23 protein-coding genes and 1 pseudogene are annotated in these 26,200 nt (G+C 49.0%); 16 read left to right on the forward strand and 8 right to left on the reverse strand.

Annotated features, from left to right (window positions below; translation table 11 throughout):
- The first annotated feature begins 491 nt into the window (after nt 1-491).
- The 7 genes and pseudogenes from HP399_RS05495 (at nt 492) to HP399_RS05525 (ending at nt 6,293) form a co-directional block, all read left to right on the forward strand.
- Complete coding sequence (locus HP399_RS05495) at nt 492-959, forward strand: DinB family protein (RefSeq protein ID WP_173616682.1); 468 nt, start codon at nt 492-494, stop codon at nt 957-959.
- A 117-nt stretch (nt 960-1,076) separates the two neighbouring features.
- Nucleotides 1,077-2,498 carry a branched-chain amino acid transporter BcaP gene (locus tag HP399_RS05500; RefSeq protein ID WP_304502544.1) on the forward strand — a complete coding sequence of 474 codons (1,422 nt, stop codon included), beginning with the start codon at nt 1,077-1,079 and terminating at the stop codon, nt 2,496-2,498.
- A gap of 118 nt (nt 2,499-2,616) precedes the next feature.
- The gene (locus HP399_RS05505) at nt 2,617-3,144 is read left to right on the forward strand and encodes a ribonuclease FAU-1 family protein (protein WP_173616681.1); all 528 of its coding nucleotides are present in this window, start codon (nt 2,617-2,619) and stop codon (nt 3,142-3,144) included.
- 233 nt (nt 3,145-3,377) lie between these two features.
- A complete protein-coding gene (locus HP399_RS05510) occupies nt 3,378-4,319 on the forward strand; it encodes an Ig-like domain-containing domain (protein ID WP_173616680.1) in 942 nt (313 codons plus the stop codon).
- A 163-nt stretch (nt 4,320-4,482) separates the two neighbouring features.
- Nucleotides 4,483-4,629: pseudogene (pyrH, locus tag HP399_RS05515) on the forward strand (UMP kinase); the annotation flags it as partial.
- A 108-nt stretch (nt 4,630-4,737) separates the two neighbouring features.
- Nucleotides 4,738-5,415, forward strand: coding sequence for a helix-turn-helix domain-containing protein (locus HP399_RS05520; RefSeq protein WP_173616679.1), 678 nt, complete (start codon nt 4,738-4,740; stop codon nt 5,413-5,415).
- Nucleotides 5,373-6,293: an IS3 family transposase gene (locus HP399_RS05525; RefSeq protein WP_173617001.1), complete on the forward strand. Its 921-nt coding sequence runs from the start codon at nt 5,373-5,375 to the stop codon at nt 6,291-6,293. Before HP399_RS05520 ends, HP399_RS05525 begins: the two co-directional genes overlap by 43 nt.
- 63 nt (nt 6,294-6,356) lie before the next feature.
- Here the strand turns inward: HP399_RS05525 and HP399_RS05530 are convergent, their stop codons facing one another.
- From HP399_RS05530 to HP399_RS05540, 3 genes are read right to left on the reverse strand one after another with little or no spacing between them, the layout of a single operon-like run.
- Nucleotides 6,357-7,904, reverse strand: a complete 1,548-nt coding sequence (locus HP399_RS05530) for an MFS transporter (protein ID WP_173616678.1) — start codon at nt 7,902-7,904, stop codon at nt 6,357-6,359.
- On the reverse strand, nt 7,901-8,341 hold the full coding sequence (locus HP399_RS05535) for an SRPBCC family protein (protein WP_173616677.1): 441 nt from the start codon (nt 8,339-8,341) through the stop codon (nt 7,901-7,903). The genes HP399_RS05530 and HP399_RS05535 overlap by 4 nt, the downstream gene beginning before the upstream one ends.
- 16 nt (nt 8,342-8,357) lie before the next feature.
- Nucleotides 8,358-8,843 carry a MerR family transcriptional regulator gene (locus HP399_RS05540; protein ID WP_173616676.1) on the reverse strand — a complete coding sequence of 162 codons (486 nt, stop codon included), beginning with the start codon at nt 8,841-8,843 and terminating at the stop codon, nt 8,358-8,360.
- Nucleotides 8,844-9,085: 242 nt separating this feature from the next.
- Here HP399_RS05540 and HP399_RS05545 point away from each other — a divergent pair, with 242 nt between their 5' ends.
- Nucleotides 9,086-11,284: a DNA topoisomerase III gene (locus tag HP399_RS05545; protein ID WP_173616675.1), complete on the forward strand. Its 2,199-nt coding sequence runs from the start codon at nt 9,086-9,088 to the stop codon at nt 11,282-11,284.
- Nucleotides 11,285-11,363: 79 nt separating this feature from the next.
- On the opposite strand, the gene HP399_RS05550 is transcribed toward HP399_RS05545, so the two are convergent.
- A complete protein-coding gene (locus tag HP399_RS05550) occupies nt 11,364-11,741 on the reverse strand; it encodes a VOC family protein (protein ID WP_173617000.1) in 378 nt (125 codons plus the stop codon).
- A 327-nt stretch (nt 11,742-12,068) separates the two neighbouring features.
- Between HP399_RS05550 and HP399_RS05555 the strand changes: the two genes are divergently transcribed.
- The 5 genes from HP399_RS05555 (at nt 12,069) to purU (ending at nt 16,862) form a co-directional block, all read left to right on the forward strand.
- Nucleotides 12,069-13,259, forward strand: coding sequence for an HlyD family secretion protein (locus HP399_RS05555; RefSeq protein ID WP_173616674.1), 1,191 nt, complete (start codon nt 12,069-12,071; stop codon nt 13,257-13,259).
- Complete coding sequence (locus HP399_RS05560; RefSeq protein ID WP_173616673.1) at nt 13,256-14,014, forward strand: ABC transporter ATP-binding protein; 759 nt, start codon at nt 13,256-13,258, stop codon at nt 14,012-14,014. Before HP399_RS05555 ends, HP399_RS05560 begins: the two co-directional genes overlap by 4 nt.
- On the forward strand, nt 14,011-15,150 hold the full coding sequence (locus HP399_RS05565) for an ABC transporter permease (protein WP_173616672.1): 1,140 nt from the start codon (nt 14,011-14,013) through the stop codon (nt 15,148-15,150). Before HP399_RS05560 ends, HP399_RS05565 begins: the two co-directional genes overlap by 4 nt.
- A gap of 18 nt (nt 15,151-15,168) precedes the next feature.
- Nucleotides 15,169-15,849: a TetR/AcrR family transcriptional regulator gene (locus HP399_RS05570; RefSeq protein WP_007728114.1), complete on the forward strand. Its 681-nt coding sequence runs from the start codon at nt 15,169-15,171 to the stop codon at nt 15,847-15,849.
- 116 nt (nt 15,850-15,965) lie between these two features.
- A complete protein-coding gene (purU, locus tag HP399_RS05575) occupies nt 15,966-16,862 on the forward strand; it encodes a formyltetrahydrofolate deformylase (protein ID WP_048034680.1) in 897 nt (298 codons plus the stop codon).
- A 77-nt stretch (nt 16,863-16,939) separates the two neighbouring features.
- Here the strand turns inward: purU and HP399_RS05580 are convergent, their stop codons facing one another.
- Nucleotides 16,940-17,833: a LysR family transcriptional regulator gene (locus HP399_RS05580; protein ID WP_173616671.1), complete on the reverse strand. Its 894-nt coding sequence runs from the start codon at nt 17,831-17,833 to the stop codon at nt 16,940-16,942.
- A 124-nt stretch (nt 17,834-17,957) separates the two neighbouring features.
- On the opposite strand from HP399_RS05580, the gene HP399_RS05585 reads away from it, so the two are divergent.
- Nucleotides 17,958-19,172: an MFS transporter gene (locus HP399_RS05585; RefSeq protein WP_173616670.1), complete on the forward strand. Its 1,215-nt coding sequence runs from the start codon at nt 17,958-17,960 to the stop codon at nt 19,170-19,172.
- Here HP399_RS05585 and HP399_RS05590 read toward each other — a convergent pair.
- The 3 genes from HP399_RS05590 to HP399_RS05600 form a co-directional block, all read right to left on the reverse strand.
- Nucleotides 19,150-19,914 carry an alpha/beta hydrolase gene (locus HP399_RS05590; RefSeq protein WP_173616669.1) on the reverse strand — a complete coding sequence of 255 codons (765 nt, stop codon included), beginning with the start codon at nt 19,912-19,914 and terminating at the stop codon, nt 19,150-19,152. The genes HP399_RS05585 and HP399_RS05590 overlap by 23 nt on opposite strands.
- A gap of 101 nt (nt 19,915-20,015) precedes the next feature.
- On the reverse strand, nt 20,016-20,672 hold the full coding sequence (locus HP399_RS05595) for a CoA transferase subunit B (RefSeq protein WP_173616668.1): 657 nt from the start codon (nt 20,670-20,672) through the stop codon (nt 20,016-20,018).
- Between the two features lie 46 nt (nt 20,673-20,718).
- Nucleotides 20,719-21,411: a CoA transferase subunit A gene (locus HP399_RS05600; RefSeq protein WP_173616667.1), complete on the reverse strand. Its 693-nt coding sequence runs from the start codon at nt 21,409-21,411 to the stop codon at nt 20,719-20,721.
- 265 nt (nt 21,412-21,676) lie between these two features.
- Between HP399_RS05600 and HP399_RS05605 the strand changes: the two genes are divergently transcribed.
- Together HP399_RS05605 and HP399_RS05610 are read left to right on the forward strand one after the other, a co-directional pair.
- Nucleotides 21,677-22,924: an efflux RND transporter periplasmic adaptor subunit gene (locus HP399_RS05605; RefSeq protein ID WP_173616666.1), complete on the forward strand. Its 1,248-nt coding sequence runs from the start codon at nt 21,677-21,679 to the stop codon at nt 22,922-22,924.
- Nucleotides 22,917-26,165: an efflux RND transporter permease subunit gene (locus HP399_RS05610; RefSeq protein ID WP_173616665.1), complete on the forward strand. Its 3,249-nt coding sequence runs from the start codon at nt 22,917-22,919 to the stop codon at nt 26,163-26,165. The genes HP399_RS05605 and HP399_RS05610 overlap by 8 nt, the downstream gene beginning before the upstream one ends.
- Nucleotides 26,166-26,200: the final 35 nt, after the last annotated feature.

The following is a 26,200-nucleotide window of genomic DNA, read 5'->3' on the forward strand; positions in this document are numbered from 1 at the left end:
GGGAAGAAGCGCATTTCCAGTCTTCGCTTCGGCCTACGCCCCGCAAGGGGAGATTGACTGTCCGCTTGGAAATGTATGGCGGGAGCGCTTCAAACGTAGAAGTTTCGATGGAGTATTCCATAAGTGAAGCTGAAATTCCCCGCCATTCATTTCCAAGCTAGGATGGGCTCCAGAGGCGCTTGGACTGGAAATGCGCTTCTTCCTACGCGGCTTTGGTTAAAAGAATTCAAGGAAGCTACTTTGAACTGCCCCTCATTATGTTGTATACGCGGGAAGAGGATCAAAGCTATACGAAAGCACTGTCACATGTTTGGAAGGAGACCGCCCGAACGAAGAGAGGATCAAAGCTATACGAAAACATGTGGCAGGGCTTCACCCGACCACTACGCTTAGAAGACAACCACTAATGGTTGTACGGAATGGGAACGTATGTGCTATACTGAGTTAAAATTTTCCTAATCTACATAATCATCAAACAAAGGGTGAACGCAATGAAGAAGTTTTTCCAGTATAACTGGCAAGTACGGGACGAGTGGATGGAATGGTGTAAGCAGCTTACACCAGAAGAATTGCTACGCGAGCGTACAGGTGGGGCTGGCACGATTTTGTATACCTTGTTTCACATTGCTGACGTCGAGTATAGCTGGCTTCGGGGCGTGCAGGGAAAGCCGGATATTCAGGTGGCATACGAAGCGTACAAGACGCTGGAAAAGGTAAAAGAACTATCGGATACGTGGCGCGTAGAATTGCGTGATTTCATCGAGAATTGGTCAGCGGAGATGGAGAACGAATCAGTAAAGGTCGCCTGGGATGATGAAGTGTACACGAAGGGGGAGCTGCTTCGCCATGTCATCGCTCACGAGATTCATCACATGGGGCAGTTGTCTGTTTGGGCAAGAGAGCTCGGGATTACTCCTGTTTCCGCCAATGTCATTGGGCGCGGATTAACACGCAGGTAGCCCTGACAAAATCCGATCCATGCTGCACACATGCATAATTTTCCTCCAAACGGATCATACTCCAACTGTTTTCAATCACGGTTGGAAGTGAATGACCCGCTTGGGAGGTCGCACATGATGTCATGGAAAAATCAATTGCTGAGGAAAAAGTCAATTGCGCAAATGCTGGAGCAGGTGGATAAAAACGAGAGCTCTCTCAAAAAGTCATTAGGTGCTTTTGACCTGACGATGCTGGGCATCGGCGCGATCATGGGAACAGGGATTTTTGTGTTAACGGGCGTTGCCGCAGCCTTGCACGCTGGACCGGCACTTGTTTTGTCTTTTGTTATTGCGGCACTGGCCTGTGTGTTTGCCGCGCTCTGCTATGCGGAATTTGCTTCGACTGTTCCGGTGTCGGGAAGCGCTTATACATACAGCTATGCGGCATTTGGCGAATTTGTTGCGTGGATGATCGGGTGGGACTTGATTCTCGAATACGGAGTGGCTTGTGCTGCGGTGGCAAGCGGATGGTCGGGGTATGCTCAGGGATTGCTAGCCGGGTTTAACATCTACTTGCCGCATGCGCTCACGAGTGCGTTTGATGCATCAAAAGGAACGATCATCGATCTACCTGCGGTCCTCATCATTGTCATCATTACAGCTTTGTTGATGAAGGGAACGAGAGAGTCAGCCAGCTTGAATACCATCATGGTGTTGATAAAAATAGCGGTAGTTGTCCTGTTCCTCGTCGTTGGAGTCATGTATGTCAAACCGGAAAACTGGAGTCCATTCATGCCGTTTGGTTTTGCGGGTGTAGCGACTGGTGCCGCAACGGTGTTTTTTGCTTTTATCGGATTTGATGCGGTGTCCAGTGCGGCCGAAGAAGTGCGCAATCCCCAGCGCGACATGCCAATCGGGATCATCTCGTCCTTACTCGTCTGCACGATTTTGTATATTGCAGTCTCACTGACATTGACAGGGATTGTTCCGTACAAATTGTTAAATGTCAAAAATCCGGTCGCGTTTGCGCTCACCTATGTCAATCAGAACTGGGTAGCAGGTTTCATTTCGTTGGGAGCTATCGTCGGGATCACGACAGTTTTGTTAGTCATGATGTATGGACAGGCACGGTTGTTTTTTGCAATGAGTCGAGATGGCTTGCTCCCCGAGCTCTTCTCGCACGTACATCCCCGCACACAGGTTCCACAAAAGAGCACGCTCGTCGTGGCAGCATTGGTAGCAACCTTCGGTGGATTATTGCCCCTCTCTAGCTTGGCCCAGCTCACCAACATCGGAACGCTGTTTGCTTTTATTTTGGTCTCGATTGGGCTAGTAGTATTGCGCCGCACTCATCCGCAATTACCGCGGGCTTTTCGCGTCCCATTTGTTCCGCTTGTTCCCTTGCTCTCGGTTCTCTTTTGCGGATATCTCGTTTTCAACCTGCCTACGCTGACCAAGTTCGGTTTTCTCGGTTGGCTGTCGGTCGGAGCGATCGTCTATTTCCTATATGGGCGCAAACACAGTCGATTGGCAACAAAAGACGACTCCTCCCAAACATAAATGGCAGGTTAATCCGTTTAGGCATGTTCTTCGTGAGCATGTCTTTGTTTGCTATCTGACAAAGAAATCCAATTCATGGTAGAGTAAAAGCAACCAAAACGACGAGGGAGAGCAGGCTATGAAGCGAAAACGAGCAGATCGACCTGGTTGGAGACGTGTAAAGCGATTGGGCTACCAGCAAAAATGGGTAGAATCTTTATCTTTCTCTGGGTACACTGTCCGCCTGTCACTGGACGAAGTAAGTGAGCCTGCCTACATGCCTGTCGGGGACAAAACTCTGTGTGTGGGCGATAGAGGATATGTGTACTTGCAATATTTTCCCCATGGTCAAGCTTATGCCGTTACGAAAATGATGGATGAGTTAGGGAATACCGTGCAATGGTATATCGATATTTGTAGGGGACATGGCAAGGATGAGAACGGGCATATCTGGTATGACGATTTGTACCTCGACATCGTGGTACTGCCGACAGGAGAAGTATATCTGCTCGATCAGGATGAGCTCGATGAGGCATTGAAAAAAGGCGTTATCACGAGCGAGGATCACCAGTTTGCCTCCGAGACCGCTGATCTTTTATTACGAAATATTTTGGCGGGCAAACGGGATGACTTTGACTTTCCGAATTTTTTTTCATTAAACATATGAAAGAACGAAGGCGGTTGTTGCTTTCGTTCTTTTTTTTGTCGACGTACCGCTTTTAGAGTGGAGACGGAGGCCCAGAGCTTGCTCCGAGTTTTCTAATTTAGGAAGGTCACGATGGATGAAAGAGATCCTAGTCCAAAATAACCATGTTTTTATTTCGTGTAAAAAACTGTATGTTACGCCTAAAAAATAAAATACGATTTTTATGAACAAACAAACCATTTAGGAGGAGAAGTATGAAGAGTATATTTCAAGCCTTACTCGCAGTAACACTCATGTTCAGTCTAACGCTAAACAGCAACAACGTATCAGCTAAATCGGAACAAGAAGAGCTTGGTGTACCGAATCAGTTCCTTGATGATGAGCAGCTAGAGGGAATTGACGCGCAATTTAAAAGTGAATACCAACTCGATAGCACGTATATTTCCGACAACCTAATCAGTTATCCAAAACCTGGGGATGTGTTCGTAACAGTTTCTAATCCTATTATTGCGCAGACAGATGTTCCTACAAACATTCAACCTGCGCTAACATTCTCGATGCCAATTGCTTTTGACAATGATCCGTCAACGGTAGTATCTCTCTATAAGGTTGAAGGAAAATCACCAGTCAGCGGAAAATTGGAGATTAAAAATAACACAATCTATATTCGTCCTGACAAGACTTTGGAATCAAATACGAAATATGCGATCGAGATCGACAAAGGAGCAAGTGTAAGTACCACTGATTCTACTAAATCGATCGATAAGTATTTATCTCAGTTTGTGACCAGCAACAACGAAGCGCCTATAGTAATCGATGTAAAGCCGTATGAAGAGGAAACAAAAGTGGATGTAAATGCGGTGATTACAATTCAGTATGATCGCAAAGTGAAAAGTGGAACAAACGAATTCCTATTAATGGATGAAAATGCTGCGGAGGTTCCTGCAACTTTTATCGTCAATAATGATACTGTAACGATCCAACCGAATGCACCTTTAAAAAATAATGCAGAGTACTACTTAGCGGTAGTCCAAGGAGCAGTTAAGGATACATCAGGGAATGAAAGCTATAAATATTTTTCCGCGTTTTCAACAGGCACCCCATCTAATGGAGGGTCCATTCCTGAGAATCCAGAACCAACTCTACCAGAACCAATTGATCTAGAATTAGGTGATATTTCAACAGAGTTTGAGTAGAAGAAATCAGTGAAGAGTGAAATTCAAGGGTGAAATGTAAAGATAGAAGGGTTGTTTCTATTCCAGAGACGGCCTTTTTTCATTCATTACTGAATCCAATTTCCCCCACCCTACGGCTTTTTTGTTTACAATCGTTACAGGGATGTTTGACTAGGTTTGAAAGGTGGTCAGAAGGGATTTGCGTGTCATGGATCAGGCCGCAATGATTTTGGCCAGAGACCACCAATTACCGCTGCACGTGTTAAACTTTGACCAGCCGGGAGCCATAGCGCAGATTTGTCGTGGGGAGCAGGTAGGAGACAGATCCTGATAAAAGAGACAGCCGCAGCCTAGGACAAGAAAATAAAGTCTGATATGCTCCCCATACGGTAGACAGGCGAAATAATAAAAAGCTTGCTATTGTGAGGGGAGCTTTTTCGTGTCTAGAGGTAAATATAATGCTTTCGAGAAACTCGCCATTCTCGAAGAAGTATCAAATGGGGAAATTGGTTTCCTGGCAGCTGCGAAGAAATATGAGATTAACAAGACGACTTTAATGAAATGGCAGCGTCGGTACAAGATGTATGGATATGAAGGGTTAGAGCGTCGTACGCATCTTCAACGCTATAGTGCTGAGCTTAAGCTCCGAGCGGTAAAGGATTACCTTGAGGGGGGATTGTCTCAGTACCAGATCATCGATAAATACAAGATTGCTAGCACGAGACAGCTTTTTAATTGGATCAACAAGTATAATGGTCATAGCAGCTTAAAAGCCTATAAAGGGGAAGCAAAAGCTATGACAAAGGGTCGCTCTACGACTTGGCAAGAACGGATTGAGATTGTGCAGTATTGTTTGGCACATGGACATAATTACCAAAAGACAGCTGAACATTTTCAGGTCTCCTACCAGCAAGTATACCAATGGGTGAAGAAGTTCGAAGATGGCGGTCAGGATGCGCTAAAGGATGGCCGAGGGAGAAAGAAAACTCCGGAGGAGTTAACAGAGGCCGATCAACAGAAACTCAAGATGAAGAAGATGGAGTACGAAATTGAGCGACTTCGGGCGGAAAATGCATTCTTAAAAAAGTTAGAGGAGCTAGAAAGAAGGCGACGCTAAATCAGACACGGCAGGAAACAATTTACCTTGCCATCCAAGCGCTTCAAAAGGATGCGTCAATTAGCGTTCAACTCCTATGTAAAATTGCAGGAATTGCACGCTCAAGCTATTACAAGTGGCTAAATCGCAAACCCAGTGCTCGAGAGATGGAGAATGAGAAGTTTACCCAGGTGATGATGACCATCTATGAGAAAGTGGAGCACACCTTTGGATACCGTCAATTAACCCTGCATATGCGAAAACAAACCAGAAAAACCATTAACCATAAGCGCGTAGAACGGTTAATGAAGGTAATGGGAATCCAGTCTGTTATCCGGAGAAAGAAAAAGAAGTACACAAACGCCACGCCGCAACAGGTGGCGGAAAACCTACTAAACCGTAAATTCCATGCCGATGCACCGAATGAAAAGTGGCTCACCGATGTAACGGAATTCAAGTACGGTAACGGCCAGAAAGCGTATTTAAGCGCTATTCTCGACCTTCATGATAAATCCATCGTCGCCTATGTATTAGGGCGTTCCAATAACAATCCACTTGTATTCCAGACGTTGAAACGGGCCTTGCAGGCAGCACCAGGAAGCAGCCCTATGCTTCATAGCGACCGAGGCTACCAATACACCTCCTTGGGCTTTAAGAAACTTTTGGATGACAACAACATAATCCAGAGCATGTCCAGTGTGGGACGATGTATCGATAACGGCCCAATGGAATCTTTTTGGGGGACCCTCAAATGTGAGAAGTACTATTTGCACACGTACCATACTTTTGAGGAACTTGAGAGAGATATTAAGGCCTATATCCACTTTTACAATAACGAACGATTACAAGCAAAACTAAACGGCCTCAGTCCGATGGAGTTCAGGACCAAGGCCGCCTAAATTTTTATTATTTGTACTGTCTACTTGACGGGGTGCAGTTCAGTCCTAGACTGCCGCGGATCATTACATCTCACCTGGCGTTTTCTGCCCGATGGGGGGGATATGCCGAAGCTTGATCACGGTGAGTATGGCGATAGCGATCATGAGCCCGCCGCTAACGGCCACAACAGTATGCATGCCGTCGGTAAATGCTTTCTGGGCGCCATGAAGAAGTGTTGAACCAATTGGTTCGGGTAATGCTTTAGCTGCCGAGACTGCCCCAGCCAGACTTTCGCGGGAGGCTGCGGCTGTTAACGTCGTAACATCTCTCGGTATGAAGCTGGCAATTTGAGTGCGGTACACGTATGTTCCGATGCTGCCTAATACAGCGATACCAAGTGCGAATGCGAATTCACCGCTCGTTTGCAGCAAGGACGCTGCCGAACCCGCTTTCGCAGGTGGGGCCGAGCCGATAATTAGATCGCTGGATAAGCTCGCAAACGGGGCTACTCCCACATTAAAAAAGATATAACCGACGATCAGGGTAGAGAGTCCGGTTCCCGCTCCTACCTGGGACAGTAGAATACAACCAGTCGCCGAGACGGCAAGGCCTGCCCCGATAAGGAGTGACGGTCGAACCCGCCGAGCGATGATCGGCGACAACAGCATGCCTGCCATCGACGCAACCACTCCCGGGAGCATGCACATCGCTGCCGCAAGCGGCGATAGTCCTTCCACGAATTGAAGATGCTGTGCGATGAAGAGCATGGAAGCGCCTGTCAAAGTGATACCGAACAAGCCGCCCAGTGCTGTGCTGAAGGAGGGGTTTGCGAATAGGCGCAAATCCATTAGCGGACTGTCCAACCGTTGCTGCCGTCTTACGAATAACATCCCGAAAACAACTCCAGCCGCGATGGTAATGAGCGGCAAGATCTGTAGACCTTGCTTAGCGATTTCCTTTAGGCCGTATATTGCCGGTAGAATGGTGCACATCGACAGCATGACGCTAGTCATATCCAAATGACCAGGTGCGGGATCCCGATATTCGGGCAGAAGATGGGATGCAGTCAACAACAGCAGCGCCATGACTGGAACGCCGAGTAGAAAAATCGAACCCCATGAAAAATGCTCCAGCATCATCCCGCCGACTACTGGGCCAAGCGCCATGCCTCCCATCGAGCACATAAACCATATGCCTATGGCGAGGGAGCGCTGCTTATGATCACGGAACATATTGCTGATTAAAGCCAGGGACGAAGGCGATACCGTCGCCCCGGCTATGCCGAGCAGCGCCCGTGCTGCAATCAGCATGCCAGAGGTGCTGGAGTAAGCGGCCAACACCGAAGCCGAACCGAATGCCGCTGCGCCGAACATCAGCAGCTTTCGGCGGCCGAGTCGATCTCCGAGCGAGCCCATCGTGATCAGAAACCCCGAGAGCATGAAGCCGTATATGTCCATGATCCAGAGCTGTTCTGTACTGTCAGCGCCGATAGAGAGGCTTATGTGAGGAAGTGCGAGAATCATGACGGACAAGTCTATCGTAACGAGCAGTGCAGGCAATGAAAGCACGGCAAGTCCAATCCATTCGTTCAAACCGGCTCGTTTACTCGATTCAAACGCAACAGCTTTCATTGGGCGTCCAGAACCTCTCCGAGCCGATCCAACATCACCTTTGTTCCGTGCTCACGCTGTTCAGGCGTATCGAGACCATCCAGAAAAACGCCCTGCTCGGTATAGATCAAGCGCGTACCGCCGTCTACGGAATCGAATTCCACCGTCGTCACGGAGACAGACATCCGCTTGTCCTCCATGTCCAGCGTGTATGAGTATACAATTCGCCTATTCTGAACGATTTCCTGATAGCAGGCATCGAATGTGTAAACGGGTCCCCCAGGCGGACCACCGCGATTGAATTCGCGGCCGCCGACGCGGAAGTCGAACTCGTCGGCTTTAGGAAACCAACTAGCTTTGGCTGCTTGACCCGCCCATGCAGCGAATACATGGGCAGGGGAATGCTTATAGTTCCTTTCGATGACAAATGTGGAATGTTTGGCTGATCTTTCACTCACAGTTGAAACCTCCTTGTCATGGTTCTTCCGGATGCTCATCTAAATATTCACCAAGTCGGTCGAGGTGGCGATCCATACTCGATTTTCTCTCGGCGAAAAATTTCTCATGCTTCATTCTCATCGTCCGTATGATGTTCATGAAATGCTCAACGGTAAACGGTTCGTTCCTTTGCATCCGACTCGATACATTCTCAAGCTCATGCAAGAGTTTCTGCTGCATGCGGATACTTTCTTTCAGGCTGTCTATTTGAATGGTAACAATGTCTGACAGGCTGAGTTGGTCTCCGGCCATAACGGCTTTAATCTGCTCCAGCGATAGACCCAACTCCTTTAAGGACAAAATTTGCTGTAGGCGTGAAATGTCCTTTTCGGTGTAGAGTCTGTATCCGGATGGCGAATAGTCGGATGGCGAAAACAAGCCTATCTGATCGTAAAAACGTAAAGTTCGTATCGTAATTCCCGCTATTTTCGCAAGTTCTCCGACTTTCCAATGTCGTTTCATGATCAGCCCCTTTCTTGATCGCTAGCGTTTCACCGGTAACTTCACTATAAACCGTTACGTTACGTAATGGTCAAGGAGCACTTTGAAGTTTTTTCCAACACATCGCGTGAGCTTGCCCGTTAGCGTTTCATCACCCTAAGAGTCTAAAACTTTTTTTCTCGAAATATTTCTAAGCCCCTTCTTCCTGCTTTTTTGTTTACAATGGATACAGATAGTTGAATTGGTTTGAAAGGATGTCGTACATGAGTAAAACAGTTGTACTGGCAGAAAAGCCTTCGGTTGGACGCGACATTGCCAAAGTATTGCAGTGTCACAAAAAAGGAAATGGCTTTTTTGAAGGAGATAAATATATTGTAACGTGGGCGCTGGGGCATTTGGTCACTCTCGCTGATCCTGAAGCGTACGGGCAGCAATTCAGCTCGTGGCGAATCGAGGATTTGCCGATTATGCCGTCCCCATTGCGCTTGGTCGTGATCAAGGAAAGCAACAGGCAATTCCAGGTCGTCAAACAACAATTGAGACGCAACGATGTCGGGCAGATCGTCATTGCGACGGATGCAGGGCGTGAAGGAGAGCTCGTTGCCCGGTGGATTCTCGAGCTGGTTCACGTGAATAAACCAATCAAGCGTCTGTGGATTTCCTCGGTGACAGATAAGGCGATCCGCGAAGGCTTCCGCAATCTGAAGGACGGCAAAAACTATGAAAACTTGTTTGCCTCCGCCGCTGCTCGTGCAGAAGCTGACTGGCTCGTAGGAATCAATGCCACCCGCGCTTTGACGTGCAAGCATAACGCCCAGCTCTCATGCGGTCGTGTCCAAACGCCAACACTCGCCATTGTAGCATCGCGAGAAGAGGAGATTCGTCGCTTTACGCCCAAGCCATTTTATGGGCTGTCTGCGGTGGCACAAGGTCCGATTCAGCTCCAATGGCAAGATCAGCAAACGAAGGATTTCAAAACGTTTTCCAAGGAGAAAGCGGATCAGCTAATAGGCGCTCTCAAACAGGAGAAAAACGCAGAAGTCATCGAGATTACTCGTGCACACAAAAAGACGTATGCTCCACAGCTGTACGATTTGACGGAGCTGCAAAGGGATGCCAACCGGATGTTTGGCTACTCACCAAAGCAGACACTGTCCATCATGCAGGGGCTATATGAGCATCACAAGGCAGTGACGTACCCACGAACGGACTCTCGCTATCTCTCTGCTGATATCGTCGAGACGCTGCCGGATCGTATCAAGGCTGTCCAAATGAAGCCATATGCGCCCCTCGCGGCCAGAATCCTGCGTGCGCCGATCAAAGCGAACAAATCGTTCGTAGATGACAGCAAAGTATCGGACCACCATGCGATCATCCCGACGGAGCAAGCTGTTTTTCTCGGTGATTTGAGCGATAAGGAACGCAAGATTTTCGACCTCATCGTGAAGCGCTTCCTGGCCGTTCTGCTGCCTGCCTTCGAATATGAGCAAACGACCATCCAGGCGAAAATCGGGAATGAAACGTTCCTGGCAAAAGGAAAAACCGTGCTCGCCCAAGGCTGGAGAGAGGCGTATGACCACGATGTAGAAGAAGACGACGCGAAGGACGGCGTAAAGGAACAAATCCTGCCTACACTTGCAAAAGGAGATCGTCTGCACATCCAGTCAGTATCCCAGACCAAGGGAGAGACGAAGCCGCCAGAGCCATTTACGGAAGCGAGTCTGCTGACAGCGATGGAAAACCCGGCGAAATACATGGCGAACGAGAGCAAGGATTTGATCAAAACGATTGGGGAAACGGGCGGACTTGGTACGGTTGCAACCCGCGCGGATGTGATCGAGAAGCTGTTCAACAGCTTTTTGCTAGAGAAGCGCGGCAAGCATATTTTTGTCACCGCAAAAGCCAAGCAATTGCTAGAGCTCGTCCCAGATGAAATGCAGTCGCCGACCTTGACCGCTCAATGGGAGCAAAAGCTCGGTGCCATCGCCAAGGGCAGCTTGAACAAGCGAGCGTTTATCGAAGAGATGAAATCGTACGCAAAAGAAGTCGTCCAACAGATCAAGAACAGCGATCAGACTTTCCGGCACGACAACCTGACCAGAAGCAGGTGCCCGGAGTGCAATAAGTTTTTGCTGGAGGTAAATGGAAAGCGCGGCAAAATGCAGGTGTGCCAGGATCGGGAATGCGGCTATCGCAAAAGCATTGCCAAGCAGACCAATGCCAGATGTCCAAAATGCCACAAAAGATTGGAGCTGCGCGGAGAAGGGGAAGGACAAACCTTTGTCTGCGCGTGTGGGCACAAGGAAAAACTGAAGACCTTCCAGGAGCGTCGCGACAAGGAAAAGGGCAGCAAGGTTTCGAAGAAAGAAGTATCCAAGTATTTGAAGGGGCAAGACAAGGAGCAGGACGAAGGAATCAACTCAGCGTTGAAAGACGCACTGTCCAAATTAAAGTTCGATTAAAGAGGCATGAAACAAAAGCATGAAACAAAAGCGTGAAACAAAAGGCGGCCGACCATTCAAGTCAGCCGCCTCCTTGTATTTACTTTTTCTCCAGCACAGCAAAGTAATTTTCTTCATCGTCTGCGAAGTTAAAGACGCGGCCCGAAGGCATCGTAACAATGTCTCCAACCTTCACATTTTTATTCATGAGGTCGTTACGCAATTCCTCGATATTTTCCGAAAAGAGCAGGAGCGAAGGAGTGCCAAGATTCATTCCGGGCGACATTTTCGCAACAAATTCCTTATTGTGTAGAACGATGCTTGTTTCAGCGCCTTGAGCGGGAGCAATTTCAATCCATCTCATTTCACCGTTCTTCTCTTCTGAAACAACACGGAACCCTAGTTTTTCGGTCCAAAAGTTCACTGCTTGATCCTGGTTATTGACATACAGCATGATTTGACCGACTTTGCTAATCATCATAGACATTTTTCACTCCCTAAATAGTAGTTAAAAACCCGATGCTCCTAATCCTTTCCATCCCGATGGTATCTGATACCCGATGCCAAAGGACGTGGTCTAGCTTGTATTCATCATAGCATGAATAATCAGATAGGATTTCTTTTCAATTGCGCTTTTTAGAAAAAGGAATTGCATTTCGTAAAAGAGGAGCATATACTCACAAGTAAAAGTGAGTAATCACTCGCTAATCTAAAAAGGTCTTCTCGAGCCTGATTCTGTGGCTTGTTTTTTCATCATAAAAGAAAGTGATTACTCACTCGATTATGTAGCTAGGGGGAAGCGTTTATGAAACCAGTTGTTCGCTCTATTTGTATCGGGGGACTGTTACTGGCATTGTCGGGCTGCAATTGGACATCCGAAAATCATCCGTCTCTGTCCGGCACAATCGAGGCCATCGAGCTGCCGATCGTAGCTGAAGTAGGCGGATTGGTTACAAACGTTACGATAGAAGAGGGAAGTGCAGTAAAAAAAGGACAAGTGCTGGCCCAAATCGATAAACGAAGCTACCAAATTACTGTGGCAGAAGCGCAGGCAGCACTGGACCAAGCGACAGCCAGGCTGGAAGAGGCGAGAGCAGGTTCACGCGACACGACGATCCAAAGAAGCATTGCCAACGTCCAGCAGGCCAATGCGAATATCCAACTGGCACACGCGAGAAAAAATCAGGCGGAAGCAGGAAAAGCACGTGCTGCTGAGCAGATGACACAGGCAGAATCGCAATGGCAGGGGGCGCAGCAGACCCTTTTGTATCAACAAAAAAGACTCGAGGAATCAACAACGCTCTTCGAAAAAGGAGCGATCTCTGCCAAAGACCTCGATGCGCAAAAAGAAGCAGTGAACCAGGCAAAAACGCAGGCAGATCAATGGGCGGCACAAGTAGCTCAGACACAGGCACAGTACCGTTCTGCACAAGGAGACATCGCTGCTGCTGCGGCCCAAATCGGTACAGCCCAAGCCGCGCAAGCCGGAGCGCAGGCGGATCTCGATCAGGTGAAGGAAGGAAGTACCGATTACGCGATTCGGGCACTGCTCGCCACCCAGCAGCAGGCGAAAGCGAAACTGGATCAAGCCTTATTGCAGGTGGAAAAGGCCCAGATTACGGCAACAGACGATGGTACTCTCTTGCGCTCCTCTATCGAACAGGGGGAAGTAGCCAAAACAGGCGCCACCTTGTTTACGATGATGAAGCCAGATCAGCTTGAGCTCGTCGTGTACATCCCGGAAGCACAATTGAATCGGGTGAAAAAAGGGCAAGAGGTTGGCATCAAGGTGGATGCCTATCCTGAAGAGACGTTTACGGGAACGATCAGTCGCATCTCGGAAAAAGCAGAGTTCACGCCGAAAAATGTACAGACGCCGGATGAACGCACCAAGCTTGTGTTCGCTGTTACGATACACATCACAGATGGACTCGACAAAATTAAACCAGGTATGCCTGCTGATGTGCTGCTGACAGACGAGGAGGGAGGTCAATGAACGCCGCCGTCCAATGCGAGCAGTTGACGAAGCGTTTCGGTGATCGAGTAGCTGTGAACAGCTTGACTCTGACAGTTCCGCGAGGTTCGATTTACGGTTTTTTGGGCCCGAATGGCTCAGGGAAATCGACCACCATCCGGATGCTTTGTGGTTTGTTGACCCCGACGACGGGAAAGGGGACGGTTCTTGGCTTCGATGTCATGACACAGAGCGAGGAAATTAAGCAACGGATCGGATATATGTCGCAAAAGTTCAGCCTGTATGAAGATTTGACAGTGGAAGAGAATCTAGATTTTTATGCCGGGGTTTATCAATTAAACAGTGTAGAACGAAAGCAGCGGAAAGCGGAACTGATTGAGATGGCAGGCCTGACAGGCAGGGAAAAGCAGCTTGCGGGATCGCTGTCAGGGGGATGGAAGCAACGCCTCGCGCTCTCCTGCGCTCTTTTGCACAAGCCGGAGCTGTTGATTTTGGACGAACCGACAGCAGGAGTCGATCCTGTTTCCCGCCGGATTTTTTGGGACGTTATTCATGAGCTGGCGAGACAGGGGATCACCGTGCTGGTGACCACACACTACATGGATGAGGCGCAGACATGCGATTGGATCGGCTTTATCTTTTTCGGCAATCTGCTTGCGGAAGGCACTCCACAAGAGTTGATTGATCGTATGGGAGTAGGCCATCTGGAGGATGTCTTCATCGATCTGGTTAGGCAGGAGGAAGCCAGACAGGCGGCGGAGGAGGGAGTCCGATGAGGCATTTTGTCTGGGAGCGTTACTGGTCTGTCGTGAAGAAGGAAGTCATCCAAATCAAGCGGGATCGTCCAAGTCTGGCGATTGCATTGGTCATGCCGCTGATGCTGTTGTTTTTGTTCGGATATGCTGTCAATACAGACGTGAATGACATCCAGATGGCAGTCTGGAATCAAAGCCCCTCTGCTGCCAGCCGAGAGCTGGTGGATCAGTTCGTCAATACGCGTGTATTCGAGGTGGCAGCCCATGTAAGTGGCTACGAGGAGATCGAAGCCATGTTAGACGATGGCTCCGTAAATGTCGCGCTCATTATCGGGCCAGACTACACCCGCAAGCGTGATCGCAACGAGCCGGTAGACGTGCAAATGCTCATTAATGGTTCTGATCCGAATATCGCCCGGACTGCCACTTCTCAAGCTCAGTTGATCGTTCAACATCGAGCGATCACGTTGCAGGAAATAAAGCTGCAAAAACAAGGCTTGGGGGAGCTAGAACAGCCACTTGGCTTGGATACACGCGTGTTGTTTAACCCCAATATGGAGAGTATTGTCTTCAATATTCCCGGTTTGATTGGCTTGATTATGCAAAACGTCACGATGATTCTGACGGCGTTTTCCCTCGTACGTGAAAAGGAGCGAGGAACAATGGAGCAGTTAATCGTGACTCCGATACGCCCATTGGAGCTGATGCTCGGCAAAATTACCCCATATGTAGGCGTAGGTCTCTTTTCGTTTTGTCTGGTGCTATTGGTTGGAACGTATTGGTTTGGGGTCCCTGTCAAAGGTAGTATTTCGCTTCTGGTGACTTTGTCTGTCTTGTTTTTGGTGACGACGCTTCTCTTGGGCATTTTCATTTCTACGGTGGCAAAGACCCAGCTGCAAGCGATGCAAATGGCATTCGCCTTTATCCTGCCTAGCGTGCTTCTTTCCGGCTTTATGTTCCCGCGCGATTCGATGCCGCTCGTGATACAATGGTTAGGCGGGCTCGTCCCGTTGACCTATTTTCTGGAAATCTTGCGAGGAATTTTCTTAAAGGGCGTGGACATGGATGCGCTCTGGAAGGATGTCGTCGGAATGAGCAGTTTTTGTCTCTTGATCCTGACCGTCGCTATCCTGCGATTCCGCAAGAAGATCGAATAAGAGGAGCGTAATAGAAGGATGAACAAGCCGCCAACATTTGTAGAAGGCCTGTTGCAATATGTAGAAGAGTTGAAAGACGAGAGTGAGATGACGGAGAAGCAGCGCAATATTTTGCGTGCATCAGTGAAGCTATTCGCCGAAAAAGGCTTTCATGCCAGCTCAACCTCTGAAATTGCCAAAGAAGCAGGAGTGGCAGAGGGAACGATTTTTCGCCACTACAAATCGAAAAAGGATATTTTACTCGCTGTCGTAGCACCTGTATTGGTCAAATTCGCGGCGCCGTTTATCTTGAAGGATGTCCGTGAGATCTTCAAAGAGCAGAATAAAAAAACATTCTCCCAAATCGTGACAGAGCTGTACCGAAACCGGATCGACCTGGTGCTGGCGAATGAAAAGCATATTCGCATTTTGTTGCAAGAAGCCTTTTTCCATGACGAAATCAGAGAAGCACTGATCGCTACGGTTTTTACGGGTGTGAAGGAGATGGCAAATAAGCTGATCGAGGCAAAGGTAGAGGTAGGCGAATTGCGTCCGCTCCCGACACAGGCTGTCTTTCGGGCGATCCTGTCCTCGATGATCGGGCTCGTTTTGTTCCGGCAAGTTTTGGATACCGATGAATTTACGCAATTCAGCGATGACGAGCAAATCGCCTTGACCGTAGATATTTTGCTAAACGGGATTGGAAATCACTCTATCTAAAAATTTTTATCGATAAGTGAACATTTTTCTCTCCATTTGGGTATAGAAATCCCTTCAGGGAATGGTATAATTGCAAACAACTTTTTGCTGTTTTTTATTATGGAGGAGAGTAAACCATGCAATTGTTATCAGAGAGAGAATGGCTCGCGTATCGAGAGAAAAACAAAGATCGTGCGCGCATGCTGATTTCTTGCCCGGACCGCGCGGGTATCGTCGCGGCGGTGTCGAACTTCTTGTTCCAACAAGGAGCCAACATTGTTCAATCTGACCAGTACACGACCGATCCGGAAACAGGCCGGTTCTTCATGCGCATTGAATTCGATCTCATTAATCTGGACGAGCGCTGTGAAGAGATCAAGGAAGCATTCAGCCCTGTAGCCGAGAGCTTTGGCATGGAATGGTCCTTGGTCGAAGCAAACAAGCGTAAGAAGGTCGCGTTGTTTGTTTCCAAAGAAGATCACTGTCTATTAGAGTTGTTATGGCGTTGGAAGTCCGGGGAGCTGTTCGCGGATATCGCGGTTGTTGTCAGCAACCATCCTGACATGCAGGAGACTGTCGAGTCCTTCGGTATTCCGTATCGTTGCATTCCAGTCACGAAGGATAATAAGCCGCAGGCAGAAGAAGAGCAGATTGCAGCGGCGGAGGGTGTTGATCTGATCGTTCTGGCTCGCTATATGCAGATTTTGTCCCCGCGCTTTTTGGAGGACTATGCGATGCGGATTATCAATATCCACCATTCCTTCCTCCCAGCCTTTGTGGGAGCGAAGCCTTACGAGCAGGCGTATCGTCGTGGAGTGAAGCTGATCGGAGCGACTGCGCATTACGTCACGGAAGAGCTGGACGCAGGTCCAATCATCGAGCAAGACGTTCAACGTGTATCGCATCAGGAAGACGTCGAGGCATTGAAGCAGCTGGGACGTCAGGTGGAGCGTACGGTGCTTGCACGTGCAGTTCGTTGGCATCTGGAGGATCGGGTGCTGGTGTACGGCAACAAGACGATTGTGTTCCCATAAGCATTGCGTATAAGAAGAGGCTATTCCTTTTGAGGAAAAGCCTCTTTTTTTGCGTGTTTTCTGGAAGAAGGCTGCACTCACGAAGATCTCTCACGCTTGATCAACTCCAGAAACTGAGCAACAACAGGCCGCTGGTCTGTCTCATCGTCACGCGTGCAGACATACAAGGGACGCTTGATCTCTACCCCTGACACGGTTACACGACCGACCTCACCCTGTTCTACCATTTCCCTAACGGCTAGAGCAGGAGCCAACATCGTCCCATATCCCGCGCGAACGGAGTGGATAGATTCGACCAGACCGTGATACTGAATACCGACCTGTGGACGTTTCACACCATGTTCGCGACAGAGGGCAAAAAGCCAATCGCGGGTAGAACTGCCTTGCTCCCGCAACAAAAATGGTTCCTCCACGAGTTGCTCCATACGAATCTCTTTGCCTGCAAGCGGATGCTGGGCTGGCAAAATAAACCAATAGGGTACATCCATCAAATGATACCGCTTGATAGGCAGCTCATCCCACGATTCCTTGAGAATAACGGCCACATCGACCTCACAGCTAAGAAGCAGTTCAATGGACTGCATGGAATTACGGGTGCGAATTTCCACATCGACTCCTTCATAATCGCGCTTGTACTGAGCGAGCCACTGTGGCACGAGATAATGGGAGGGGAGATAGGTAGAAGCAATCCGTAGCCGTCCCTTCTTCCCTTGCTTGATTTCTGTTAGCTGTGATTCGATTTCGCGTTCCCAGTCGTAAATGCGGCGTGCTTTTTCAAAAAGAAAGCGCCCCTCATAGGTAAGAGAAATACCACGGCCATCCGGGATGAGCAAAGTAATTCCCAATTCATTTTCGAGCTTGCGGATTTGGGCACTTACAGCAGGCTGGCTGATCGAGAGTGCGATTGCTGCTTCGGTGACACTGCGTCGTGACGCTACTTCTACGAAAATGCGGAGTGCATGTAAGTTCATCCTGTACCTCGATTCATAACTTTTGTTTATGAGTAATAGATAAAGATGTATTAGATATGATGAGTGATTGCGCGTAAGGTATACCTCAGAAAGGCAGAAAACGGGTAGAGAGAAGGATCAGGAGATGAGAGAAGTCAGCGGAAAGACACAAGTCGTGGCAGTCGCACTGATAACAGCATTATGCATGATAGGAGATTCGATGCTGTATGTGGTGCTTCCTCTTTTCTGGAAGGAGGCGGGGTTAACATCGCTGTGGGAAGTGGGGGTATTGCTTGCGGTGAACCGTTTCATCCGTGTACCACTCGGCCCCCTTGTTGGAAAATGGTATGAGCGCTCGGGCGGACGCACGGGTTTGATTGTGGCAGTGGTGTTGGCCTTTCTGACGACACTTTCGTACAGCTTGGAAGGCTTTTGGCTGTGGCTTGTGATGCGATGCTTGTGGGGAGTCGCTTGGACATTTTTAAGACTAGGTGCGTTTTCCTTAATCGTGACCGTTTCCGAAGGGCATAATCGTGGGCAGCTCATGGGCTTGTACAACGGACTGTATCGATTGGGCAGTCTTGGCGGCATGCTGGTTGGAGCGCTGCTGGCCTCTTGGTACGGGCTTTCTGTTGCCTCCATCGCACTTGTGGTACCTACCTTGTTTGCATTCATTCTTGTTTTTCGCTATATACGTCCTTCCTTTACCAGTCAGCATCCGGCAGACGTGAAGCAGATGGATACAGGAAAACGCTTGTGGAGTCAGGCGCAGGTACTGTTGACGCTGACGACGGCATTGCTCGTCACGATGGTGTACCAGGGGGTGTTTACCTCCACGTTAAGCAGAGTGATCGAAGTACGCGAACCGCTTATCATGATTGGCGGAGTCGTGCTGGGGGCAGCGGTGATTGCAAGTGTGATCCAAGGCATTCGCTGGGGGTGGGAGCCGTGGGCGGCCCCATTGGTAGGCAAATTGTCGGACAGGCATGGCCGGACGAATCTATTCATCGGGACATTGCTAGTCGCCTCCGTTCTGTTTGCCGCGTTGCAGGCAGCGTCTTCGCTTGTTCTATGGTTTGCGATTTTATTCGGCATCCAGCTGACCGCAACGATTATTACGACCGTGATGGATACCCTTGCGGCAGATGAAGCTGCAAAACAGGCGAACAGCCAAGCAGTAATGACACAATACTCAGTTGTAAGTGACCTGGGCGCAGCGCTGGGGCCGCTCTTAGCCTTCTGGCTGGATGAACAGGTTGGTTTGGGTCCAATGTACACCGGAATAGCGATCATCTTGCTTCTGGTCGGACTTGTATGGTTGGGCCGACCAAAGCTGATCAAGATGGAAAGCGCTTCTTAATAGTTGTCATGACGTAAGCAATGGCTGCCTCCTTGTCCGGACCGTGCAGCAGCATATGGTTCGAATGCTCGTACCAGGTGATTTGCGGGGAGGCCGATTCGTCTACGCTGGTTGCGAGTATTTGTGCGCTCACGGCGTGTACAGTGTCGTCTCGCCTTGCTTGCAGCAGGAAGTAAGGGGTCTTAATTTGAGACAAAAGCGGCTTCGTTTCTGCCAATAGCCTGCGAAATTGCAGCATACTGCTAATAGGGATTCTGCCGATGCCATGTATGTAGCGTTTGGAGTGGGTAGAGAAATCCTCACGCAAATAGTGCATCGCCTCTTTGACATCCCAATATTTATAAGGGGTATTGATGGTAATCAGCAGGGCGACGGGGTATTTCGTCGTCAAGTGAAAGGCGAGCAGTCCCCCCATGGAAAATCCGATAACCACGATGGTGTCAGCGCGCATGGACAGTCGCTTGTAGCCTTCTTCTGCCGAGCGAAGCCAGTCGTGGCGGGTGCTTTTTGCCATGTGTCGACGAGTAGTCCCATGTCCCTCCAAGGTAGGGCATTCCACCTGATAGCCAGCTTCGCGGAGCTTTTTGGCGAGTGGGAGTATGTCGTTGATGTCTCCGGCAAATCCATGGATGAGTAAGCAACCGACTGTTCCTGACATGGAATCTCTTCCTCTCAGATACTGGGAAATTTGATGGATCATCCATATTATATACGAAAAGGTGAGAGGGAGGCGACCGCGCAAGTGTGCCCACACTAAGCAAAAAAAGGAAAGAAAAAGCGACTTCACGCAGCTGCGATGAAGTCGGCTATTTACTAACGGGGGTTCTGTACCTGAAAAATAGGTTACAGCCCAATTGTTTTCAGTTCTGGAGAGATAACTAGCGTAGGTTGTGTGCAGGCTTGGATATCTTCCGCTGTATAGCCTTCTGCTACTTCGACGAGGACGAGCCCATCTGGTGTGACGTCCATGACAGCTCTGTCCGTAATGATACGGTTGACAACCTTCTTGCCGGTAAGTGGCAGAGCACATTCATTCAAGATTTTTGTCTCACCATGCTTGTTGACATGATCCATGATGACGACGATTTTTTTCGCGCCGTGGACGAGATCCATGGCACCACCCATGCCCTTGACCATTTTTCCAGGAATCATCCAGTTTGCGAGATCACCCGCAGCAGAAACCTCCATCGCGCCCAAAATAGCGAGGTCGATATGGCCGCCGCGAATCATCGCAAACGATTCAGCACTGGAGAAGTAGGCCGCACCTGGAATAGCCGTAACGGTTTCTTTTCCGGCGTTGATTAGATCAGGATCGAGGTTTTCCTCTGTCGGGTAAGGGCCAATTCCAAGCAAGCCGTTTTCCGATTGTAGAACAACCGTTTTTCCTTCCGAGATGTAGTTGGCGACGAGCGTGGGCATTCCAATCCCCAAGTTTACGTAAAAGCCATCTTCTATTTCCTCGGCGGCACGAGTGGCGATTTGCTCACGTGTAAGCGACATCTGTGTTTTCCTCCCTTGAATGTAATCCGGTTCTCGCTTTTGCTACTTACGAGCGGATAGTGCGTCGTTCGATGCGTTTTTCGAACGAAGGTGCCTGTATCACACGTTGCACATAGACACTTGGTGTGTGAATATGCTCAGGGTCCAGTTCACCTGTCTCTACGATTTCTTCCACTTCGACGATGGTGATTTTTCCGGCTGTTGCCATCATCGGATTGAAGTTTTGGGCTGTTTTGCGGAAGACGAGATTGCCCATCTTGTCAGCCTTCCACGCTTTGATCAGTGCGAAATCACCCGTGATGCCATACTCAAGCAGGTACTCTTTCCCTGCGAAATCACGCGTTTCCCGTCCTTCAGCGATAGGTGTGCCAACTCCAGCTGGGGTATAGAATGCTGGAATACCAGCTCCGCCTGCACGAATTCTCTCCGCCAGCGTCCCTTGTGGCGTCAATTCGACTTCGAGCTCACCCGACAGAAATTGACGTTCGAATTCCTTATTTTCTCCCACATAAGAGGAGACCATTTTTTTGATTTGCTTTTCGCGTAAAAGGAGACCGAGTCCCCAATCATCTACCCCACAGTTATTTGAGACGACTGTCAAGTTTTTCACTGCTTTGTCCCGCAGGGCGATAATCAGATTCTCTGGAATTCCTACCAGTCCGAAGCCGCCCACTAATAAAGTGGCTCCATCGTGAATATCAGCCACGATGTCCGTGTAAGAAGTGTAAATTTTGGCCATGACGATCACTCCCACCATGAAAAAATAAAGGATTTGTGTAAGCGCTAACAATAGGGTCGGTGCAGATGCCCCGTTTCCCTGCCCTTCTATCATACTAGATACGAGTTACAAACAAGTGACGAGACATTTGGATTAGAAAAAATAATGTAAAATGACAGAAAAGTAGTACAACTATACCATTTTTTTCTGTAAAATATATTTTGTCAATATTCGTCGTTTCTTTGTCAGTATAGGAAGATTCAGGGGGAAATGTGGGGTTGCAGGAATGAAAAATACGAATAAATGGATAAGTCTCACGGTTGTGGTCCTGTTGCTCGTAGGGTGCGAAAAGCTAAATGAGGATGTTTCAAGTCTGAAACGAACGAAAGAAGAAACTGTCATCAAGGTGAAAACGGTAAGTGCGTATACGGTGGAGAATGGTAAGGATGAGCGACTGATGGAAGTAGCAGGTGTAGTGGCACCGCGTCAGGAGCTGGCATTATCGTTTGGCGCCTCAGGCAAAATTTCAGGCATTCTCGTTGAAAAAGGTGCCGCTGTCAAGGCAGGGCAGACGTTGGCGACATTAGATGGAACGGCCTTGCAGCAAGGAATTCACGCAGCCCAAGGACAAGTAGCAAGTGCTGCGATCAAGCGGGAAAAGGCCGCCAAGGGACCGGAGAGTCATGAGGTGCAGACCAAGAAGCTACAGGTAGAAAAAGCGAGAGAACAGATGCAAAAAGCTCGCGACGAGCTCTCCAAAGCGGAGATTCTGTATGCGAATGGAGCCATCTCGAAAGATGAAAAAGACAAGCTGACCTCAGTACTTCGACAGGCTGAGTTGAGTCTGGAAGAGGAGCAAGTTGCGTACAACAACCTGCTGAAGGGCGCCGATCCACTGGATATCGAAGAAGCGAATGCAAGTATCCAGCAGGCCAATGTTCAATTGAGCCGCGCGAAGCAGGAAGCGGCTGATGCGGTGATCAAAGCTCCGTTTACAGGTGTGGTAGCTGCGATCTCCAAGACAGCGTCAGAGCAAGCTGGCCCTGGGACAGAAGTCATTCGGATGGTCGATACGAGCTCTTGGCTTGTTAAGCTGCAGGTAGAAAGAGAGCAAGTCGCCCATTGGCAGACAGGTAAAGTGGTAAAGGTAAAAGCTCCGGACGGCAGTGAAGTAGAAGGAAAAGTGACGTTTGTCTCACCTGTTATGGATACCAGCTTGGGTTCTTATCCAGTCGAGGTGACCGTAGACGGCAAGAATGTAGCGTGGAAGGGTGGCATGACTGTCACTTGTCAGTATCCGCTGCCAGCGTCAAATGTTGCGCTCGTTCCTGTTAGCAGCATCGGTGTCTCTGATGAAGAATATTACGTCATGAAAATCAATGAACATTCAGTGGAAAAGACGTTTGTCAAAGTGGGGGCATTGCAAGGAACCTTCTATGAGGTAGTGGAAGGCCTCGTGCCTGGTGACCAGATTGTTGCTGCAGGCTTGTCGTATGTAGTGGATGGTGAGGCGGTGAAGGTGGCGGATGAATAACAAGACATTTTTATCGATTATCCCCTCCTTTGCCCGCATCCTGGCGGTCATTTGCTGTCTACTTGCGGTAGGAGCTTGGTTCGGGCTTGATATCAAGACGTTTCCGGATCGGTCTGTGCCTGAATATACAATCAGTCTCTCAGCACCCAAACTCTCCTCTGCGGAAGTAGACGAATCTGTCGCGAGAAAAGTAGAGGAATCGGTACGTTCATTGGGCAGTGTCCTCACGATTGGTTCCGAATCTCGGACGGGGTCGGCGGTTATTACTGTAAAAACATCGGAACAAATCGGTTCGGATTACAAGGAACGGTTGGAAAAGAAGCTGGGAGAAATCACGAAGCAGCTGCCAGTGCAGGAGTGGAGCGTCAGTCAAAGCAATCTGGCAGATAGCAAAATTGGCTTTTATGTCCTGTACGGCACGGACTTGCAGACCTTGTCTGACGTTGCCCAAAATACCGTCTACGACAAACTGATCAATTTGCCAGGAATTGCTCGCATCGAAATGGACAAGCAAGCCTTGAAAGAGCAGGTAGATATTATTTTCCGACCGTCCATGCTACTCGCTTACGGGCTCACACCTGCTGATGTTCTGTCGCAACTGCCGACAGATGTGGTTGGAAAAGAGGTAGGCTCTGTTGGAGCTGATAAGGATCGAACCATTATTCAATGGACGAGTAAATCGGAAGGGCTGCAAGATCTGGGTAAGCACTTGATCTCCACCGATAAAGGATACGTGCCACTAAATACGTTGGCTGACATTCGTGATCGACGCGGGAGCAAAGGCGAACAAATCGGGATGTATCGAGGCTCGCCTGCATTAGGAATCAATGTGTACGCAGCAGATGTCGGGCAATTGCCTGTGATCAGCAAGCAAGTAAAGGAAGCGGTTGGCGAGTTGAATCAGGCTTCAGGCGGCAAGTACCGCCTCGATTTGTTTCGTGACGACGCGCAGACAATCACCGCTGCATTGAGACAGCTTGGGGCACTGGCTGTTCTAACCGCTGTCCTTTGTTCGCTCTTTTTATACCTGACCCGAAAACAATTGTCAGGGGCTGTACTCGCGCTTTTGGCAAACGTTCTAGCGGTCGGCAGTGTTCTTGGAGGCATGTGGCTTTGGGGCATTCCATTGACGCTCTCCACGCTTGGACCACTCGTATTGTTTTCGCTATTGTTCACAGGAGCAGGCAATGCGTTATTTCATCAGTTTTCTCGATTGCCCTCGTACTCGGTTGTTCGTTGTTTGCAAGTGGCGTGGGGGCTGATGAAGCCGTTTTTGCTCACGGTTGTCGTAGTGGCAGCCTGTTGGACAGGTGTCGTTTTCACTGATTTCCTCAAGGCAGAAGACAAGGTTGTCTTGTACGATGCTTGGCCAGTTCTTTTGCTGGGGACGTTTGCTCTTCTTCTTATCTATGGATTTATCACGCCAGTACTGACAGGAACGTGGCTGGAAGCTTCCGAACGAGTAGAGGAGGATACACCACGGGCTTCCAATAAAGTGACAAGTTATTTTCAAGATCGCTGGGAACGACTGGTGGAACAAGGGTATTTGCCTTATGGAATCACACTGGTTGCCTCGCTTGTCTTTGTCTTTTTGCTCAAGTCGTTTATTCTTGTAGATCCGTACGCCAAGCTTGATTATGGGGACAAGTCGCTTTCTTTGCCAATGGTGCAGGGAAGCAGCATCGATGAGGCTATGCGGGCAGCACAAATAGCTGAGGAGCGCTTGCTCGCCATTGACGAAGTCCGAGATGTCTATACGATTGCCTCCGAAGAAAATCTAAGCTTTCAACTAAAACTCGTGGACAAATACGACTGGACGCAATCGGTCTCGGAGCTGGAAAAAGTACTGGACAAAGAGCTGCGAGATATTCCTCAGACAGATCCGTTTGCGCTGGTCATTAATAAAGACAAGGCAACACGTCTCGTCTTGACGATCATGGGGCCATCCTTGCAAACGACGCAGAACATTGCTAATGAAGTATTGGCATTCATGGAAAAACAGAGTGCGAAAGATAAAGAGGGGCGAGAACTGGTAACAGATGAACGAATTGGTCCAGGTGCAGAGGGGACCTTTATCGACATTCGTCCGAAACAAGAGATGCTGGCACGCTACCGGATTACGCAAGAGGAGATCAAGAGACAACTGGAGAGCTATTTGGGAGAAAAAACAGCTGGCAGTGTCTATTGGAATGAGCGTCAGGTACCTATCCACGTCCGATTCGCTGACGGGTGGATGGACTATCCGGATCAAGTGAAAAATATTTTGATTCGAACCTCACAAGGTACGGTGCGATTATCTGAGCTGGTAGATTGGTCGATCGGCAGCGAACCGCCCATTTATCAACGGGAAGACGGACTGTATGTCTTCAAGGTAAGCAGTGCCGTCTCAGACCCTAGTCGAATTGAGCTGTGGTCTTACATCATTCCTTATTCCATGCAAGAAAAGGTGACGATACCTGAAGGCTACACGGTATATAACGACGATGAGCTGAAGAAATTGGAGGAGAAAAAGCTCAACAAGGTTGATTGGAGCAGCCGCTTCTTGACGATTGGCAGTCTGGTTGCCCTCGTACTTATCATGAGCTTGCTTTTGCAGCGCAGAACGCGCGATGGATTATTTGCCCTCGTTCTCTTGCCAGTCTTGTCTGGAGGCTTTGCGCTGGGATTGCTGTGGTTGGATCGATCCATGAACGTTATGAGCTTCTACGGTATGGTTGCTGCCATTGCCGTCATCGTTTTGCAGGCACTTCTTGCGTTGGATGAGCTGTACAAGGCCCAAGCCGAACAGGAGCGGGTTTGGGTCGGTATCAGGCTTGGGGCCAAACGCACCATGGTCAATCAAGCGGGGATATATTTGGCGATCGCGTTAGCCAGCCTTCCGCTAGCTGGGGGCTTGGGTAATGGGAATGATTCGTTTGCGTCCTTTGCCAGCGTATTGTTGTTTGGCATTCTAATGGGGGCTTTTGCCACAATGGCACTTCTTCCTGGTATGCAACTTGCAGCTGTGCAAAGACAGGCTGCCCATTCTGAGATGTCCTTGCCGATCCTCTCTCGTCATTTGCGGATTTGGTGGGAAAACAACCAAGTACGTCGCCGCGATTTCAAAGATAGAAAACGGGAACAAGCCCGCTCACAAAAAACAGGACAAGCCGAAGACTCGAACTACGATTCCCGGGGGTATGTGCCTGTACAAGAGGACTTCCTGCCTCTTTCTTCTTCTACACATGACGCCAACCGCTAAAATAGGTTGGCGTTTTTCTTTTTCAATCGTTCACG

Source organism: Brevibacillus sp. DP1.3A, from assembly GCF_013284245.2.
GTDB lineage: Bacteria > Bacillota > Bacilli > Brevibacillales > Brevibacillaceae > Brevibacillus.

What these genes read in the sequence shown, in the direction of transcription:
- HP399_RS05495 (WP_173616682.1), top strand. Translation starts at nt 492, where the DNA reads ATGAAGAAGTTTTTCCAGTATAACTGGCAAGTACGGGACGAGTGGATG.
- HP399_RS05500 (WP_304502544.1), top strand. Translation starts at nt 1,077, where the DNA reads ATGTCATGGAAAAATCAATTGCTGAGGAAAAAGTCAATTGCGCAAATG.
- HP399_RS05505 (WP_173616681.1), top strand. Translation starts at nt 2,617, where the DNA reads ATGAAGCGAAAACGAGCAGATCGACCTGGTTGGAGACGTGTAAAGCGA.
- HP399_RS05510 (WP_173616680.1), top strand. Translation starts at nt 3,378, where the DNA reads ATGAAGAGTATATTTCAAGCCTTACTCGCAGTAACACTCATGTTCAGT.
- HP399_RS05530 (WP_173616678.1), bottom strand. Translation starts at nt 7,904, where the DNA reads ATGAAAGCTGTTGCGTTTGAATCGAGTAAACGAGCCGGTTTGAACGAA.
- HP399_RS05540 (WP_173616676.1), bottom strand. Translation starts at nt 8,843, where the DNA reads ATGAAACGACATTGGAAAGTCGGAGAACTTGCGAAAATAGCGGGAATT.
- HP399_RS05545 (WP_173616675.1), top strand. Translation starts at nt 9,086, where the DNA reads ATGAGTAAAACAGTTGTACTGGCAGAAAAGCCTTCGGTTGGACGCGAC.
- HP399_RS05550 (WP_173617000.1), bottom strand. Translation starts at nt 11,741, where the DNA reads ATGATTAGCAAAGTCGGTCAAATCATGCTGTATGTCAATAACCAGGAT.
- HP399_RS05555 (WP_173616674.1), top strand. Translation starts at nt 12,069, where the DNA reads ATGAAACCAGTTGTTCGCTCTATTTGTATCGGGGGACTGTTACTGGCA.
- HP399_RS05560 (WP_173616673.1), top strand. Translation starts at nt 13,256, where the DNA reads ATGAACGCCGCCGTCCAATGCGAGCAGTTGACGAAGCGTTTCGGTGAT.
- HP399_RS05565 (WP_173616672.1), top strand. Translation starts at nt 14,011, where the DNA reads ATGAGGCATTTTGTCTGGGAGCGTTACTGGTCTGTCGTGAAGAAGGAA.
- HP399_RS05570 (WP_007728114.1), top strand. Translation starts at nt 15,169, where the DNA reads ATGAACAAGCCGCCAACATTTGTAGAAGGCCTGTTGCAATATGTAGAA.
- purU (WP_048034680.1), top strand. Translation starts at nt 15,966, where the DNA reads ATGCAATTGTTATCAGAGAGAGAATGGCTCGCGTATCGAGAGAAAAAC.
- HP399_RS05580 (WP_173616671.1), bottom strand. Translation starts at nt 17,833, where the DNA reads ATGAACTTACATGCACTCCGCATTTTCGTAGAAGTAGCGTCACGACGC.
- HP399_RS05585 (WP_173616670.1), top strand. Translation starts at nt 17,958, where the DNA reads ATGAGAGAAGTCAGCGGAAAGACACAAGTCGTGGCAGTCGCACTGATA.
- HP399_RS05595 (WP_173616668.1), bottom strand. Translation starts at nt 20,672, where the DNA reads ATGTCGCTTACACGTGAGCAAATCGCCACTCGTGCCGCCGAGGAAATA.
- HP399_RS05600 (WP_173616667.1), bottom strand. Translation starts at nt 21,411, where the DNA reads ATGGCCAAAATTTACACTTCTTACACGGACATCGTGGCTGATATTCAC.
- HP399_RS05605 (WP_173616666.1), top strand. Translation starts at nt 21,677, where the DNA reads ATGAAAAATACGAATAAATGGATAAGTCTCACGGTTGTGGTCCTGTTG.
- HP399_RS05610 (WP_173616665.1), top strand. Translation starts at nt 22,917, where the DNA reads ATGAATAACAAGACATTTTTATCGATTATCCCCTCCTTTGCCCGCATC.